The sequence below is a fragment of the Luteimonas campi genome, assembly GCF_051162505.1.
In the GTDB taxonomy this organism is placed as follows: domain Bacteria; phylum Pseudomonadota; class Gammaproteobacteria; order Xanthomonadales; family Xanthomonadaceae; genus Luteimonas.
In genome coordinates, this window is the sequence record NZ_JBNWEM010000003.1 from 129,972 (window position 1) to 144,720 (window position 14,749).

The following is a 14,749-nucleotide window of genomic DNA, read 5'->3' on the forward strand; positions in this document are numbered from 1 at the left end:
GGCGGCGGCCGCTCAGCTGGTACTGGCGGCCTTGCGTGGGGCGGCTTTCTTGGTAGCGGTGACCGGCTTGCCGGCCGCCTTGGCCGCGGACTTCCTGGCGCTTGCGGCCTTGGCCGCCGGCCTGGCGTTGGCGGATTTCTTCGCCGCTGCCTTTGCGGGTGCCTTGGCCGGCGCCTTGGCCGCAGGCGTGGCGGTGCCGCGGGCGACCTGCTTGGCCGGTGCCTTCTTCGGGGCGGCCAGCGCCTTGGTCGCAGGCGCCTGCTTCGCGGTGGCCTTGGCCACCTTGGCGGCGTTGGCGCGCTTGCGGGCGGCGGCGCGCTTCTTCAGTGCGGCGGCGTCGCGGCGGGCTTCGACGCTGGTGTCGGCCAGCGACTGCTTGGTGGCGGCGATGCGCTTGCTCACCGCCACCTTGGCCTTGCCCGCCTTGTCCACCACCGCGCGCTCGGCCTGCACCACGGCCTGCCTGGCGGTCTTGACCGCCTTCTTCGCGGTATCCACTGCCTTGCCGGTGCGCTGAACCACGGTCTTGCCGATGTCCTTGGCCGTATCGGCCAGGGCGCCGGCGGCACTGCTCAGGGTCCCGTTGACCCGTTGGCGCTTGCTCATGGGTTGGTCCTCGTCAGGTGCTGCGTCGGTGATCGGGGGTGGGCAGGGCCCGGGGAAAGTGGTGCGAAGGTGGTGCGGGTTGGAGCGATCTTCGGCCCCCGCCGTGGCCCTCCCCCGCGGGCGGCAGAGGGAGGAGCGCGGGGTACGTCAGAACTTGCCGTAATACCCTTCCTTCAGGGCGTCGAACAGGTTGGCGGCGGTGTGGGTTTCGCCGTCGTATTCGATCTGCTCGTTGCCCTTCACCTCCACCACGCTGCCGTCTTCCAGCTCGAATCGGTAGGTGGTGTTGGCCAGGTCCGCTTCCTTCACCAGCACGCCCTGGAAGGCGGCGGGGTTGAAGCGGAAGGTGGTGCAGCCCTTCAGCCCCTTCTGGTAGGCGTAGCGGTAGATGTCCTTGAAGTCCTCGTACGGGTAGTCCGTCGGCACGTTCGCGGTCTTGGAGATGGACGAGTCCACCCACACCTGGGCGGCGGCCTGCACGTCCACGTGTTCCTTGGGGCTGATGTCGTCGGCGGCGATGAAGTAGTCGGGCAGCTTGGCGTCGGCCTCTTCGGCGAACGGCATCGCCTTGGGGTTGACGAGTTCGCGGTAGGCCAGCAGCTCGTACGACCAGACGTCCACCTTCTCCTTGGACTTCTTGCCTTCGCGGATCACGTTGCGGCTGTAGTGGTGCGCGAAGCTCGGCTCGATGCCGTTGGAGGCGTTGTTGGCCAGCGACAGCGAGATGGTGCCGGTGGGCGCGATCGAGCTGTGGTGGGTGAAGCGCGCGCCGGTCTGCGCCAGCTGGTCGACCAGCTCGGGCGCCACTTCGGCGATCTTCTGCATGTAGCGGCTGTAGCGCGCGTGCAGCACGCGGCCTTCGATCGTCTGGCCGGCCTTCCAGCCGTCCTTCGCCATCTCCGGGCGCTTGCGCAGCATCTCGGCGGTGACTTCGAACTGCTCGTCCATGATCGGCGCCGGGCCCTTCTCCTGGGCGAGCGACAGGCCGGTTTCCCAGCCGGCCACCGCCATCTCGCGGGCGATGCGGCCGGTGAACTCGCACGACTCTTCCGAGCCGTACTTCATGCGCAGCATGGTCATGGTGCTGCCCAGGCCCAGGAAGCCCATGCCGTGGCGGCGCTTGCGCAGGATCTCGGCCTGCTGCTGCGGCAGCGGCAGGCCGTTCACCTCGACCACGTTGTCGAGCATGCGGGTGAACACGCGCACCACTTCCTTGTATTCCTCCCAGTCGAAGGCGGCCTTGTCGGTGAACGGGTCGCGCACGAACTTGGTGAGGTTGACCGAGCCCAGCAGGCAGGCGCCGTAGGGCGGCAGCGGCTGCTCGCCGCAGGGGTTGGTGGCGCGGATGGTCTCGCACCACCAGTTGTTGTTCATCTCGTTGACCTTGTCGATCAGGATGAACCCCGGCTCGGCGTAGTCGTACGTCGAGACCATGATCATGTCCCACAGGTGCCGGGCCTTGATGTGGCCGTACACCTTGCAGGCCACCATGCCGTCGTCGCGGGCGATGTAGCCGTCGGTATGCGGCCAGTCGCGCCAGACCACCTTGTCGGCGTCGGTCAGGTCGAAGTCCTCGGCTTCCTTGTCGCTCACCGGGAACACAAGCGGCCAGTCGGCATCGCTTTCCACCGCCTGCATGAAGCCGTCGGTGATCAGCAGCGACAGGTTGAACTGGCGCAGGCGCCCGTCCTCGCGCTTGGCGCGGATGAAGTCGCGCACGTCCGGGTGCGAGACGTCGAAGGTGCCCATCTGCGCGCCGCGGCGGCCGCCGGCCGACGAGACGGTGAAGCACATCTTGTCGTAGATATCCATGAAGGACATCGGGCCGGAGGTGTGCGCGCCGGCGCCGGCGACGAACGCGCCGCGCGGGCGCAGCGTCGAGAACTCGTAGCCGATGCCGCAGCCGGCCTTCAACGTCAGCCCGGCCTCATGGACCTTGTCCAGGATGCCGTCCATCGAATCGGTAATGGTGCCCGAGACGGTGCAGTTGATCGTGCTGGTGGCGGGCTTGTGTTCCTGCGCGCCGGCGTTGGAGGTGATGCGGCCGGCGGGGATCGCCCCGCGGCGCAGCGCCCAGAGGAAACGGTCGTACCAGTACTTCTGCTTCTCGGGCGTGGTCTCGGCGTCCGAGAGCGCACGCGCCACGCGCTGGCAGGTGGCGTCGATGTCGGCATCCACCGGGACGCCATGCTTGGTCTTGAGCCGGTACTTCTTGTCCCAGATGTCCTGCGAGGCGGGCTGCATCGGGATCTCCCGTTCACCGTGCGTCTTGACTGCTTCCAGACGAACCGTGCTCATGCGTGTGTTGTCTCCTGGTGCTGCCCGGGTACGTGCCCGGGCCGTTGTTATCGTTGCTGCCGGCCGTGAACGGCGCCGACACGGATGGGAGCGGAACGCGCGCCTGTGGCCGCGCCCACCCCCTGGATGCTTCGTTTTTCGCGCCCTTGCGGCCCTGTGGCAGGCATCCGCGAGTCCCCTCTGGTGTAAGCGGATGGCGAGTCGCCATTCTGCCGAAAACCCCACGCCTTGGGCCAGCCTTGCGGGATGGACCCCAATATGTTGTGGAGGGCCGGGCCACGCTACGCGCGCCCCCTGGTGAAGTCAACAATGCGTCGATGCAATCGGGACGGCCGCGCGCGACACCGCCCGCAGGCCGCTGGAAACGGGCGTGTTCAGCTTCGATGGAGCCGCTTCCGACCACACTCGGCACCCGTTCCTTGTGCACTGCGGCGCGCCGGTTGCGCTGGCCGGGCTTGCCCGGGCGGCACCCCGCGCCCATCTTGGTCCCGTCCACCGACCAGCCTGACCTCACCATGCGCCCAGCCCCCACCCTGCTCGTGCTTGCCGCCGCCGCCGCGTTCGGCGGCTTCGCCGCCACCGCCATCCGCGAGGCCGTGCAGGCCCCGGCCCATGCCGCGCCGCAGGCGGCCGCCCCGGCGCCGGTGGTCTCGGCGCTGCCGGTGGCCGTGGACGGCCAGCCCATGCCCTCGCTGGCGCCGATGCTGCAGCGGGTCACGCCCTCGGTGGTGAGCGTGCATGCGGCGCAGCGCCGCCAGGTGAGCCCGTTCGGCAACGATCCCTTCTTCCGCCGCATGTTCCCGGAGCTGAGCCAGGAGCAGATCGCGCGCTCGCTGGGCTCGGGCGTGGTGGTGGACGCGCGCAACGGCTACGTGCTCACCAACCACCACGTGATCGAGAACGCCGACGAGGTGTCGGTGACGCTGTCGGACGGGCGCACCCTGGAGGCCGAGTTCATCGGCTCCGACCCGGATACCGACGTGGCCCTGATGCGCATCCCCACCGCCGGCCTGACCGCGATCCCGCTGGCGGCCGGCGGCCAGCTGGCGGTGGGCGATTTCGTGGTGGCGGTGGGCAACCCCTTCGGCGTGGGGCAGACGGTCACCTCGGGCATTGTCTCGGCGGTGGGCCGCAGCAACGTGCCGGGCGCGGGCTACCAGAACTTCATCCAGACCGACGCCTCGATCAATCCGGGCAACTCCGGCGGCGCCCTGGTCAACCTGCGCGGCGAGCTGGTGGGCATCAATACCGCCAGCTTCAATCCGCGCGGCAGCGCCGCCGGCAACATCGGCCTGGGCTTCGCCATCCCGGTGGACCTGGCGCGCAACATCATGCAGCAGCTGGCCAGTACCGGCACCGTGCAGCGCGGCACCCTGGGCATCGACACCCAGGCGGTGGATGCGCGCCTGGCGGCGGGCCTGAGGCTGGAGGACGCGCGCGGCGTGGTGGTCACGCGCCTGCACGGCGGTTCGTCGGCCGCGGCGGCGGGGCTGCGCACCGGCGACGTCATCGTGTCGGCCAACGGCCAGCGCATCGACGATCCGGTGGCGCTGCGCAACCTGCAGGGCCTGCAGCCGCTGGACGCGCCGATGACGCTGGAGGTGCTGCGCGACGGCGAGCCGCGCACCGTCACAGCGCGCCTGCGCGCGCTGCCGCGCGACGGCGCCAGCTTCGACGACCGCCTCACCGGCGCCACCCTGTCCGACCTGCCCGAAGCGCTGCGCCGGCAGAACCCGAACGCGCGCGGCGTGCTGGTGGACAAGATCGAGCGCGACAGCCGCGCCTACCGCAACGGGCTGCGCGAGGGCGACTACATCTTCGCCGCCAACAGCGGCGAGTTCCGCGACCTGGCGGGCTTCCGCGATACATTGGCCGAGCGCCCGCAACAGCTGGTGCTCAGGATTTCACGCGGTGGACGCGTCGGGAACCTGATCATGGAATGACCGGCCCCAGCGCCGGCCCCCTCTACTGGCCACAACGCCACCCCATTCCAGGAGACTGCGATGACTCCCACCTCGACCGAAGCGATGAAGGACAACCTCGGCCAGGCCGGTGCCCACCTCAAGACCGCCGCCACCGACGCGGGCAGCGCGGTGCGCAGCGCCGCCGGCGCCCTGGGCGACGAACTGCGCGCGGGCGGCTCGACCGTCAAGGCCGACCTCGCCGACTCCGCACTGGCCGGCATGGCCGCGCTGGAGCAGGGCGGCACCGTGGCGCGCGAGCAGGTCGATGCGCTGATGGACAAGGGCAAGGACCTGATCGACAGCGCCGCCGACCTGATCCGCGAGCGCCCGATCGCCTCGTTCGGCGTGGCGTTCGCGGCCGGCTGGATCATCGCCAAGCTCGCCCGCAGCAACGACTAAGCGTCCGACGTGGACGCGGATGCAGCCAACAGCGCCGGCCGGCCGGCCGGCGAGGGCGGGCACGACCGGGCTAAGGCGCCCGGCATCGACGAGGCGCTGCGCGACCTCAACGCCGCCCGCCGCGAGACCGTGGCCGGTGCCCGCAGCACCGCATCGGCCCTGCGCGAACTGGCGGCGGCCGATTTCGCGCTGGCGCGCGGCGCGCTCGGACGCAGCCTTGCCTGGGCCGGAGTCGCCGCCCTGCTGGGCAGTTCGGCCTGGCTGCTGCTGACCGTGGTGCTGGTGGCCGCGCTCAATGCGCTGGGGCTGGACTGGGTCTGGGCGCTGCTGCTGGTGGCGGTGGCCTACCTGGCCGCGGCCGGCTTCTGCGTCTGGCGCATGCGCGGCTATCTGGAACACATGGACATGCGCGCGACCCGGCGCCAGCTGTCGCGGCTGCGCCACAAAGGTGAGGCCGCCGCCGATGCGGGAACGGCGCCGCCCGCGCCCGCGGCCGCGGCGGCGCAGGGAGTGGAGTGATGCGCTTCGACGATCTGGTGCAGCGGGTGCGCGAGCGTGAGGCTTCGCTCGAGCAGCGCCATGCGCATGCCCGCGCCTCGTGGCAGGGCCTGCGCAGCAGTTGGCGCGAAGGCTGGACGCCGACGCGCATCGTGCTGGCCGGCCTGCTGACCGGGTTCGCGACGGGGCGCGTGCGGCCGGTGCGGCGGGTAGCGGGACTGCCGGCTTCGCGCTTGGTACAGATCGGCACCAGCCTGTGGAGCCTGGCGGCTTCGTTCAAGGCCAAGGATGCGGCGCGCACCGCCGAGGTCGCTGCCGGCGACGCGGGCGTGGCGGCCGAGGTCGCGGCCGATACGGCGGGCGTGGCGGCATCGGCAACTGCGGGTGGCGCGCCCGAGGCCGCTGCCGCGGCGGCGCATGCGCAGGCGGCTGCGGCGACGATCGCCGCGCACCGGCCGGGCGTGTCCGAGGCGCGTCGCCGTGCCGACCCCCAGTGGGAGAGCGCACCGCGCCCGGCCGAAGCGGCGACGGAGCTGTCGGAGCGCTGAGCCGCGCCCGCACGGCGCAAGGGCGAGAGTCCAGCCGTATTTGAAGGGATGTGTCCGCGCGGCGTTGAAGGCGCGAGATGCGCGAGTGCGCCGTGCACGCGCCCGCTGCCGCATCGGGCTTGCCGCCGTCGATGCGGGCGCGGGCCTCCATCACGCGGCCCTCCATCGCCGCGGACGATGATCGCGGGCCTCCTAGCGCCGCGACGCCATGCCCCACGACGCCACGCCGACCCTGCCCGCCGCCGAGCAGCCCGCGCCGCCTGCGCGGCCGCGAGGTTCGACCGCGCTGGTGGTGCTGGCCACGCTGGCGGTGGGCTACACGCTGTGGGCGGCGCAGGACGTGATTCTGCCGGTCCTGCTGGCGATGTTCTTCGCCATGGTGGGCAACCCGGTCATCCGCCTGCTGCGCCGGCTGTGGGTGCCGCGCTTCCTGGCCGCGCTGTTGGTGCTGCTCGGCGGCCTGGCCGGCGCCGGCACCCTGGCCTACCAGATGGCGCCCTCGGCGGTCGCCTGGGCGAGCGAGGCGCCACGGGCACTGCGCCAGCTGGCGCCCAAGCTGCGCGAATTCACCAAGCCGGTGCTGGAGGCCAACAAGGCCGCCGAGACCTTCGCCCGCGCCGCGGGTGGCGACAACGGCCGCCGGCCGCAGGTGGTACAGACCGCGCCCGACCCCTACCGCATGCTCACCGAGACGCCGCGCCTGCTCGCCTCGCTGCTGGCGGTGGTGCTGCTGACGTTCTTCTTCATGGTCTATGGGGTCAACCTGCAGCGCAACGCGATCGCGCTGCTGCCGGGGCGGCAGCAGAAGAAGTTCACCGTCGAGATCCTGCAGTCGATCGAACGCGAGGTCTCGCGCTATGTGCTCACCATCAGCCTGATCAACACGGTGGTGGGCCTGCTGTTCGCGGTGGCCCTGGTGCTGATGGACATCCGCCTGTCCGAGGCGCTGCTGTGGGGCACGATGGTGGCGCTGCTCAACTTCGCGCCCTATGTCGGGCCGCTGATCGGGATGCTGGCGATGCTGCTGGTGGGTTTCGTCAGCTTCGACGACGCGTGGATGGCGCTGCTGCCGGCGGCGGTGTACCTGGTGCTGCACACCATCGAGGGCCAGCTGGTGACGCCGATCGTGCTGGGGCGGAGCATGGCGCTGTCGCCGCTGGTGCTGATCTTGGCGCTGATGCTGTTCGGCTGGTTGTGGGGCATCGTCGGCCTGCTGCTGGCGGTGCCGCTGCTGGTGTGCGTGAAGCTGGTGCTGGCGCGGGTGGAGGGCATGGAGGGCTGGGCGAAGCTGCTGGAATAGCGCCCGCCTGGCGCCACCGCCGCGCCGCGGCCCGGCGTCCGGGTGGCCGCTGCACCTACAATGGCGGGCGTGAGTTTCCCCGTCCGCGCCATCACCCTCGATCTCGACGACACGCTGTGGCCGTTCGCGCCGATCGGTGCCCGGATCGAGCGCGTGCTCGAGGACTGGATGCGCGAACACTGCCCGCAGACGGCGACGATGTTCCCGGTCGCGGCCATGCGCAGCCTGCGCGAGCGCGTCTGGCGCGAGAACCCGCACTTGGCCCACGACCTGGGTGCGCTGCGGCGCCTGAGCTTGGAGATCGCGCTGCGCGACAGCGGCGCGGACCTGTCGCTGCTGGATGCGGCCTACCAAGCCTTCTACGCAGAGCGCAACCGGGTGGAGTTCTACCCCGATGCGCTGGATGCGCTGCAGCGCATCGCCCGGCACGTGCCGCTGGTGTCGCTGAGCAACGGCAATGCCGACCTGCAGCGGGTCGGCATCGCCGGGCACTTCGCCTTCCAGCTGCACGCGCGCGAGCACGGCGCGGCCAAGCCCGAGCCCGGCATCTTCCTGGCCGCCTGCGCGCGGCTGGGCCTGGCGCCGTCGCTGGTGCTGCATGTCGGCGACCATGTCGAGACCGACGTGGCCGGCGCGGCGCGCGCAGGCCTGCGCAGCTGCTGGATCCGGCGCCCGGACAATCCCGGCGGCCACCTGCGCTGGCCGCATGCCGAGCCGGTGCCGGATCTGGAGTTCGACAGCCTGACCGGGCTGGCCGACTGGCTGGATGCGCAGGTCCGCGCATGAGCCTGATCGGCCGCATCGAGCAGTGGAACGACGCGCGCGGCTATGGCTTCGTACGCCCGCTGGAGTCGCAGGCCGGCGATGCGGCGCGTGCCTTCGTGCACGTGCGGGCAATCGCGCGCGCCGGACGCCGTCCGGCCGACGGCGACCTGGTCCGCTACCGCACCGAGCGCGATGCGCAGGGCCGGCTCAACGCGGTGGAGGTGTCCTTCGTCAATGCCGAGGCCATGCGCCGGCAGGCGCAGGCGCGCGGCGAGGCACGCGCGGCCTCGCGCCGGCGCCGCACGGGCGCAGGGCTGGAGGCTGGCGCGCGCCGCGGCGTGCTGGCGCTGGTGGTCGCGGCGCTGGCCGGCGGCTGGCTGCTGGGCGAATGGCCGGGCGCGGTGCCGCTGTGGTACGCGGGGATGAGCCTGGTCTCGTTCCTGTGCTACCGCCACGACAAGGTCGCCGCCGAGCGCGGCCGCTGGCGTACGCCCGAGCGCAGCCTGCACCTGCTCGACCTGGCCGGCGGCTGGCCGGGTGGCCTGCTGGCGCAGCAGGTGCTGCGGCACAAGTCGAGCAAGCCGGCGTTCCGGGTGGCGTTCTGGATCACGGTGGCGCTCAATATCGCGGCCTTCGCCTGGCTGCTGCGCAGTGGCCGCCTGGCCGCGCTGCTGCAGGCGCTGCCGGGCTGACTTAAGCCCGCCCGTTTCCCGTATTCCGCTTGGAGTTGTCCATGACCGTTTCCCCGCTTCCTCCCGGCTTTGCGTCCGACGCGGCCTCCGCGCGACCGCTGCACGTGCTGGACGTCGCCGCCTATCCGGCCTGGCTCGATGCGCAGCCGCCTGCCGTGCGCGCCTGGCTGCAGGGCCAGCAGTTCAAGGCCGGCGCCGGCACCCAGGCGCTGCTGCCGGGCGAGGACGGCATCGCGGGCGCGGTGCTGGGCATCGGCGATCCGCTGGATGCCTACTCCTATGCGCATGGGCCGATGACGCTGCCCGAGGGCGACTGGGCGCCGGCCGGCGCGCTGCCCGACGCGCATGCCGCGGCGCTGCAGCTGGGCTGGGGCCTGGGCGCCTACCGCTACAGCCGCTACAAGTCCGGCGGCCGCGCGCCCGCACGGCTGGCGCTGCCGGCGCCGGATGCACTGGCGGGCCATGTGCTGGAGGCCTGCGCGCGGGTCCGCGACCTGGTCAACACCCCGACCGAGGACATGGGCCCCGAGCAGCTCGAGGACGAGGTGCGCGCGCTGGCGCAGGCGCATGGCGCGCGGTTCGAGAGCATCGTCGGCGACGCGCTGCTGGCGCAGAACTTCCCCGCCATCCACGCCGTGGGTCGCGCCTCGCACCGTGCCCCGCGCCTGCTGCGCCTGGACTTCGGCGATGCGGCGCATCCGCACGTGGTGGTGGTCGGCAAGGGCGTGTGCTTCGACACCGGCGGCCTGGACATCAAGCCTGCCGACGGCATGCGCAACATGAAGAAGGACATGGGCGGCGCCGCGCACGCGATCGCGCTGGCCGGCCTGCTGATGGCCAGCGGCCTGAAGCTGCGCCTGACCTTGCTGGTGCCTGCGGTGGAGAACGCCATCGGCCCCGATGCCTACCGTCCCGGCGAAGTGATCGCCACGCGCAAGGGCGTGAGCGTCGAGGTCGACAACACCGATGCCGAAGGCCGCATCGTGCTGTGCGATGCGCTGACCCTGGCGGGCGAGCTGTCGCCGGCGCTGATCCTGGATTTCGCCACGCTCACCGGCGCGGCGCGCATCGCGCTGGGGCCGGACCTGCCCGCGCTGTTCGCCAACGACGACGCGCTGGCCGGCGACTGGATCGCGGCGGGCGAGCGCACGCGCGATCCGGTGTGGCGCATGCCGCTGTGGCGGCCCTACCTGCGCTATCTCACCAGCAACATCGCCGACATGGCCAACGCCGGCTCGCGCATGGCCGGCGCGGTCACCGCCGCCCTGTACCTGGAGCGCTTCGTGCCCGAGGGCACGCCCTGGGCCCACCTGGACGTCTACGCCTGGAACGACAGCGCCCGCCCGGGGCGTCCGGCCGGCGGCGAGGCCCTGGGGCTGCGCGCGGCGTTCGAGATGCTGCGCGCGCGCTACGACGGCTGAAGAACGTCAGCGCAGCCAGCCGCGGCTGGCTGCGCGCTGCGCGTAGACCAGCAGGAAGGCGGCGATGCCGGCGATGAGCAGCGTCATCGCCAGCCCCGACGCGCCCGAGGCCTGCCAGGCCGGGGTGAGCAGGTACAGCGCGCACATCTGCACGACCACGGCGGCCAGCGACACGCCCAGCAGCGGGATCGACCAGCGCCGGCGCAGCACCAGTGCGGCAGAGCCGAGCAGGCCGCCGAACACGGCGATGGCGTACAGCACCGCCAGCCACGACGGCATCACTTCGTAGACCATGCGCTGCTCGTCGGGCAGCGCCGCGATCTGCTCCGCGTCGAGCCCGGTCTGCAGGAAGAACATCGTCACGCCGATGAGGTTCCAGACCAGGCCGAGGAGGGAGACGATCCGGAAGCTGGTGGGTACGGTGCCTGCCATGTCGCGCTCCCCGTGGGGATGGATGTGGGCGCAGCTTACGCCCGCACCGGCCGGCGTGCGCTACAGCCAGCCTTTCTCGCGCGCCAGCCGGTAGGCCTCGATGCGGTTGCCGACGCCGAGCTTGCCGATCGCCTCGGATAGGTAGTTGCGCACGGTGCCGTGGGACAGGTTGAGCTGGGCGGCGATCTCGCTGGCGTTCATGCCTTCGCCCGCCAGGCGCAGCACCTTGCGTTCGCGTTCGCTGAGCGGATCGGCCTCGCTCCAGGCTTCCAGCGCCAGCTGCGGATCGATGGCGCGGCCGCCGCGGTGCACCTGGCGCAGGGCGTCGGCCAGCTGCTCGGCAGGGGCGTCCTTGAGCAGGTAGCCCGACACGCCGGCGTCGAGCGCGCGGCGCAGGAAGCCGCCGCGGGCGAAGGTGGTGACGATCACCACCTTGACCGGCAGTTCCTGGCGCTGGATGCGCTGGGCCAGCTCCAGTCCGGTCAGGCCGGGCATCTCGATGTCGGTGACCAGGATGTCGGGCGAGAGCCGCTGCAGCTCGCGCCAGGCAGCTTCGCCATCGCCCGCGGTGCCGATCACCTCGATGTCGGACTCCATGCCCAGCAGCGCGGCGAGCGCGCCGCGCAGCATCGCCTGGTCCTCGGCGAGCAGGATGCGGATCATGGCGTGGCGTGCGGCATCGGCATGGGGGGAACGTTAGCAGGTCGTGGACCTGCCCCGGCCCCCTCAGGCCGGAACGTCGTCGTTCGCCGCCAGCGGTACGCGCGCCTCGATGGTGGTGCCGCCCTGCAGGCCCGTGGCGACGCGCAGGCGGCCGCGCAGTTCCTCGATGCGTTCGCGCATGCCGGCCAGTCCGTTGCCGGGGACGATCGCGCCGCCGCGGCCATCGTCGGCGATGCGCAGCACCACGTCGCCGTCCTCGATGCCGAAGCTGGCCTCGGCGCGGCGCGCATGCGCGTGGCGCTGGATGTTGGTGGCGGCCTCGCGTACGGTCATCGCCAGCGCGCTCTCGACGCCGGCGGGCAGGGCGCCGCCGGTGAATCCGTCGTCGAGGCGGTAGTCGAAGGCGATGCCGTCGGTCTCCAGCAGCAGCCGCGCCGAGGCCAGCTCGGCGGCGATGCCGGCGGCGCGGATGCCGCTGACCGCGCGCCGCACCTGCGACAGCGCCTCGCGCGCCACCCGGCTGACCTCGTCGATCTCGCCGCGCGCGGCCGCGGGATCGCGCTCGATCAGGCGGGCGGCGAGATCGGACTTGAGCGCGACCATCGACAGGGTGTGCCCGAGCAGGTCGTGCAGGTCGCGGCCGATGCGCTCGCGCTCGGCCAGCGAAGCCAAGCGCCTCACTTCGTCGTGCGAGAGCCGCAGCGCGGCGTCGCGCTCCTGGGTGATGCGCTCCACGGTCACCAGCACGCCGACGATCGCGGTGACCGTCGGCATCCACACCAGCGCCTGCCACGGATAGCCGATGTACATCGCGTAAGCGAACAGCAGCGCGTTGAGCGCCAGCAGCACGCAGAGATAGCCCAGCAGCCCGCGGCCGCGGCGCGGTTGCAGCATCACGCAGCCGAACACGAAATAGCTCAGCCCGGAGGGGTACCAGCGCAGCAGCACCAGGCACAGCACGATCATGGCCAGGGCGCAGGCATAGGCCCGGCGCGGCGCGCTGAATACGCTGGCGACGTACAGCGCCAGGAACAGCGGATAGGTCAGCAGGGTGATCCAGGCGAAGCGCGCGTCGTAGGCGTAGTCGCCGCCGGCGAAGGCCGGGGTGAGGAACACCCACACCGACCACACCACGTGCACCATCGGCAGCCAGGGCGACCGCCCCGCGCGCTGCTCGTGCGCGGCGATCGAACCGGGTGCCGGACGGACCCGTTGCAGTGCCTGCTTCAGTGCCACCCTGCGATCTCCCTGCCGGTATCCGTGATCCGCCCGGCGCCGATCATGGCACGGGGCGATGGGCGCGTGGCGCACGCATGTCATCGCAGCTCGACCTGGTCGAGGACGAACTCGAATCCGCCGAACGGCTGGCCCGCGGTGAAGGCGATGCCGCGCACGCGGGCGAGGTCGGCGCCGGCGAAACCCGACAGCGGCAGGCGCACCTCCTGCCAGCCGTTGCCGGCGACGAAGTTCTGCACGCTCGGCATTCCCTGCGCCGATGTCCCGGAGAACAGCATCGCGCTGTAGCGGCGTCCGTCGCCGCGCACGCTGAACACCAGCTCGGTGCGCCCCGACAGATCCACCGGCTGCATCGGCTGCGCGGCCGGGAAGAACATCACCCCCGCCCAGGGAAAGGCGAAGCCCGGACGCACCTCGCCGGTCACGCGCAGCGCGCCGGGCGAGCCGCCGGCACCGTCGGCGACGATGGCGTGCGCGGCATCCGAGGCGCCTCCGGCGAGGCGGTCGGTGGTCGCCTGCCAGCTGCCGAAGCTCGCGTCGATGCTGCCGCCGTCGAAAGCGCTGACCAGGGTGGCCTCGGGCGGCGGGGCGGCCGCAGGGAGGGCCGCGTCGATCGCGAGCGCCACGCTGCGCCCGTTCTTCCACACCGCCTCGATCGCGCGGGTGGCGCGGATGTCGTCGAGCGGATGGCCCGCCACCAGCAGCAGGTCGGCACGCATGCCGGGCGCGATGCGGCCGCGTCCGGCCAGGCCGAAGCGCCTGGCCGTACGCGAGGTCGCAGCGGCCAGCGCCTGCGCGGGCGTCAGCCCGGCGCGGACCAGCAGCTCCAGCTCGTGGTGCAGGCTGGCCCCGTGCGTGGTGCCCGGGTTGGGCGCATCGCTGCCGGCCAGGATGTCGATGCCGGCGGCATGCATGCGGCGCACGCTTTCGATCGCATGATCCAGGCGCACGGGGGTCGGCAGCCCGAAGTCGTGCGCCAGCGCCTCCTTCTGGTCGGCGCCGAGCAGGGGCTGCAGGCGTGGATCCTGCGCCAGCGCCTGGCCCTCGCCGCTGCCGGCCATCGAGGCCACCACCGACAGCGTCGGCACCACGAATGCATCGCGCGCCTGAAAGGTTTCCAGCAGGCTGTCGTCGGCCACCGCGTCGGCGAACACGTGCACCAGGCCGTCGACGCCAGCGTCCACGACCATCCGGGCATCGGCCGCGGTGGCCACGTGCGCCACCACCGGGCGCCCGCGCGCCCGGGCGGCTTCGGTCACCGCCGCGACCTGCGGCGCGGAGAGCGTCGGCAGCCGCTGCGCCATGCCATAGGCGCCGAGGTCCTCGACGATCAGCTTGATGAAATCCGCGCCCTCGTCCAGGCGCGCATCGACGAAGGCCGTGGCGTCGTCGGCCGGCGCCAGCGTCGGTACCGCGAAGCCGTACTGGGTGCCGTGGCCGCCGGGCGCGGTGACTGCGAACCCCGCCGCCCACAGGTCGGCCCGGCCGCTGTCGTCGCTGCGTTCGCGCGCCGCGCGCAGCGACGGCAGCCGGCTGGCGTCGCCGTGCATGTCCACCCCGCCGGTGACCCCGAAACGCGCCATGTCCTGTTGCGCATCGCCGAAGGCATGCACGTGCGCGTCGATCAGACCCGGCAGCAAGGTGCGGCCACGGCCGTCGATGCGCGTCAGCCCGGCCGGTGCGTCGGCATCGGCGCCGACGGCGGAGATTGCGCCGTCGCGCACGACGACGCGGACGATGCCCAGGTCGCGCTCGCCGTCGAACACGCGCGCGCCTTCGACGACGAACCCGCTGGCGCCGGGATCGCCGCCATCGGCGGGCGAGGGAGCGGCGGGCCGCGGCTGCATCGCCACGGCCAGGCCGATCACTCCGATCAGGGCCGCGAGGCAGGCAGGTCCAGTCCACTTGTTCATGGGATCGCTCCGGT

Annotated in this window: 14 protein-coding genes; 8 read left to right on the forward strand and 6 right to left on the reverse strand. The window is 72.1% G+C overall.

The window, feature by feature from the left end; genetic code table 11:
* Positions 1-12 precede the first annotated feature (12 nt).
* Positions 13-606: a hypothetical protein gene (locus ACQYVW_RS10500; RefSeq protein ID WP_434946972.1), complete on the reverse strand. Its 594-nt coding sequence runs from the start codon at positions 604-606 to the stop codon at positions 13-15.
* A gap of 147 nt (positions 607-753) precedes the next feature.
* Positions 754-2,904: an adenosylcobalamin-dependent ribonucleoside-diphosphate reductase gene (locus tag ACQYVW_RS10505; RefSeq protein WP_434946973.1), complete on the reverse strand. Its 2,151-nt coding sequence runs from the start codon at positions 2,902-2,904 to the stop codon at positions 754-756.
* 515 nt (positions 2,905-3,419) lie between these two features.
* Between ACQYVW_RS10505 and ACQYVW_RS10510 the strand changes: the two genes are divergently transcribed.
* From ACQYVW_RS10510 to ACQYVW_RS10545, 8 genes are all read left to right on the forward strand, one after another.
* Positions 3,420-4,847 carry a Do family serine endopeptidase gene (locus tag ACQYVW_RS10510; protein WP_434946974.1) on the forward strand — a complete coding sequence of 476 codons (1,428 nt, stop codon included), beginning with the start codon at positions 3,420-3,422 and terminating at the stop codon, positions 4,845-4,847.
* A 60-nt stretch (positions 4,848-4,907) separates the two neighbouring features.
* Complete coding sequence (locus ACQYVW_RS10515) at positions 4,908-5,267, forward strand: hypothetical protein (RefSeq protein ID WP_434936857.1); 360 nt, start codon at positions 4,908-4,910, stop codon at positions 5,265-5,267.
* A gap of 9 nt (positions 5,268-5,276) precedes the next feature.
* Positions 5,277-5,786 (forward strand): phage holin family protein, encoded by a 510-nt coding sequence (locus ACQYVW_RS10520; RefSeq protein WP_434946975.1) that lies wholly within the window; start codon positions 5,277-5,279, stop codon positions 5,784-5,786.
* Complete coding sequence (locus ACQYVW_RS10525; protein ID WP_434946976.1) at positions 5,786-6,313, forward strand: hypothetical protein; 528 nt, start codon at positions 5,786-5,788, stop codon at positions 6,311-6,313. Before ACQYVW_RS10520 ends, ACQYVW_RS10525 begins: the two co-directional genes overlap by 1 nt.
* Before the next feature lie 208 nt (positions 6,314-6,521).
* Entirely contained in the window at positions 6,522-7,613 is a 1,092-nt protein-coding gene (locus ACQYVW_RS10530) for an AI-2E family transporter (protein WP_434946977.1), read from the forward strand.
* Between the two features lie 69 nt (positions 7,614-7,682).
* Positions 7,683-8,399 carry an HAD family hydrolase gene (locus ACQYVW_RS10535; protein WP_434946978.1) on the forward strand — a complete coding sequence of 239 codons (717 nt, stop codon included), beginning with the start codon at positions 7,683-7,685 and terminating at the stop codon, positions 8,397-8,399.
* Entirely contained in the window at positions 8,396-9,070 is a 675-nt protein-coding gene (locus ACQYVW_RS10540; RefSeq protein WP_434946979.1) for a DUF1294 domain-containing protein, read from the forward strand. Before ACQYVW_RS10535 ends, ACQYVW_RS10540 begins: the two co-directional genes overlap by 4 nt.
* Before the next feature lie 41 nt (positions 9,071-9,111).
* Positions 9,112-10,491, forward strand: a complete 1,380-nt coding sequence (locus ACQYVW_RS10545; protein WP_434946980.1) for a leucyl aminopeptidase family protein — start codon at positions 9,112-9,114, stop codon at positions 10,489-10,491.
* A gap of 6 nt (positions 10,492-10,497) precedes the next feature.
* Here ACQYVW_RS10545 and ACQYVW_RS10550 read toward each other — a convergent pair whose 3' ends face one another.
* The 4 genes from ACQYVW_RS10550 to ACQYVW_RS10565 all read right to left on the reverse strand — a co-directional run bounded on the left by ACQYVW_RS10550 (position 10,498) and on the right by ACQYVW_RS10565 (position 14,735).
* Positions 10,498-10,923 (reverse strand): hypothetical protein, encoded by a 426-nt coding sequence (locus ACQYVW_RS10550; protein WP_434932190.1) that lies wholly within the window; start codon positions 10,921-10,923, stop codon positions 10,498-10,500.
* A gap of 60 nt (positions 10,924-10,983) precedes the next feature.
* The gene (locus ACQYVW_RS10555) at positions 10,984-11,586 is read right to left on the reverse strand and encodes a response regulator transcription factor (RefSeq protein ID WP_434946981.1); all 603 of its coding nucleotides are present in this window, start codon (positions 11,584-11,586) and stop codon (positions 10,984-10,986) included.
* A 63-nt stretch (positions 11,587-11,649) separates the two neighbouring features.
* Positions 11,650-12,822: a sensor histidine kinase gene (locus tag ACQYVW_RS10560; protein WP_434946982.1), complete on the reverse strand. Its 1,173-nt coding sequence runs from the start codon at positions 12,820-12,822 to the stop codon at positions 11,650-11,652.
* An 80-nt stretch (positions 12,823-12,902) separates the two neighbouring features.
* Complete coding sequence (locus tag ACQYVW_RS10565; RefSeq protein ID WP_434946983.1) at positions 12,903-14,735, reverse strand: CIA30 family protein; 1,833 nt, start codon at positions 14,733-14,735, stop codon at positions 12,903-12,905.
* Positions 14,736-14,749: the final 14 nt, after the last annotated feature.

Bases quoted from the DNA above. Each gene is read 5' to 3' on its own strand.
- ACQYVW_RS10555 (WP_434946981.1), bottom strand. From the start codon at position 11,586: ATGATCCGCATCCTGCTCGCCGAGGACCAGGCGATGCTGCGCGGCGCG.
- ACQYVW_RS10550 (WP_434932190.1), bottom strand. From the start codon at position 10,923: ATGGCAGGCACCGTACCCACCAGCTTCCGGATCGTCTCCCTCCTCGGC.
- ACQYVW_RS10525 (WP_434946976.1), top strand. From the start codon at position 5,786: ATGCGCTTCGACGATCTGGTGCAGCGGGTGCGCGAGCGTGAGGCTTCG.
- ACQYVW_RS10500 (WP_434946972.1), bottom strand. From the start codon at position 606: ATGAGCAAGCGCCAACGGGTCAACGGGACCCTGAGCAGTGCCGCCGGC.
- ACQYVW_RS10510 (WP_434946974.1), top strand. From the start codon at position 3,420: ATGCGCCCAGCCCCCACCCTGCTCGTGCTTGCCGCCGCCGCCGCGTTC.
- ACQYVW_RS10540 (WP_434946979.1), top strand. From the start codon at position 8,396: ATGAGCCTGATCGGCCGCATCGAGCAGTGGAACGACGCGCGCGGCTAT.
- ACQYVW_RS10545 (WP_434946980.1), top strand. From the start codon at position 9,112: ATGACCGTTTCCCCGCTTCCTCCCGGCTTTGCGTCCGACGCGGCCTCC.
- ACQYVW_RS10565 (WP_434946983.1), bottom strand. From the start codon at position 14,735: ATGAACAAGTGGACTGGACCTGCCTGCCTCGCGGCCCTGATCGGAGTG.
- ACQYVW_RS10530 (WP_434946977.1), top strand. From the start codon at position 6,522: ATGCCCCACGACGCCACGCCGACCCTGCCCGCCGCCGAGCAGCCCGCG.
- ACQYVW_RS10505 (WP_434946973.1), bottom strand. From the start codon at position 2,904: ATGAGCACGGTTCGTCTGGAAGCAGTCAAGACGCACGGTGAACGGGAG.
- ACQYVW_RS10515 (WP_434936857.1), top strand. From the start codon at position 4,908: ATGACTCCCACCTCGACCGAAGCGATGAAGGACAACCTCGGCCAGGCC.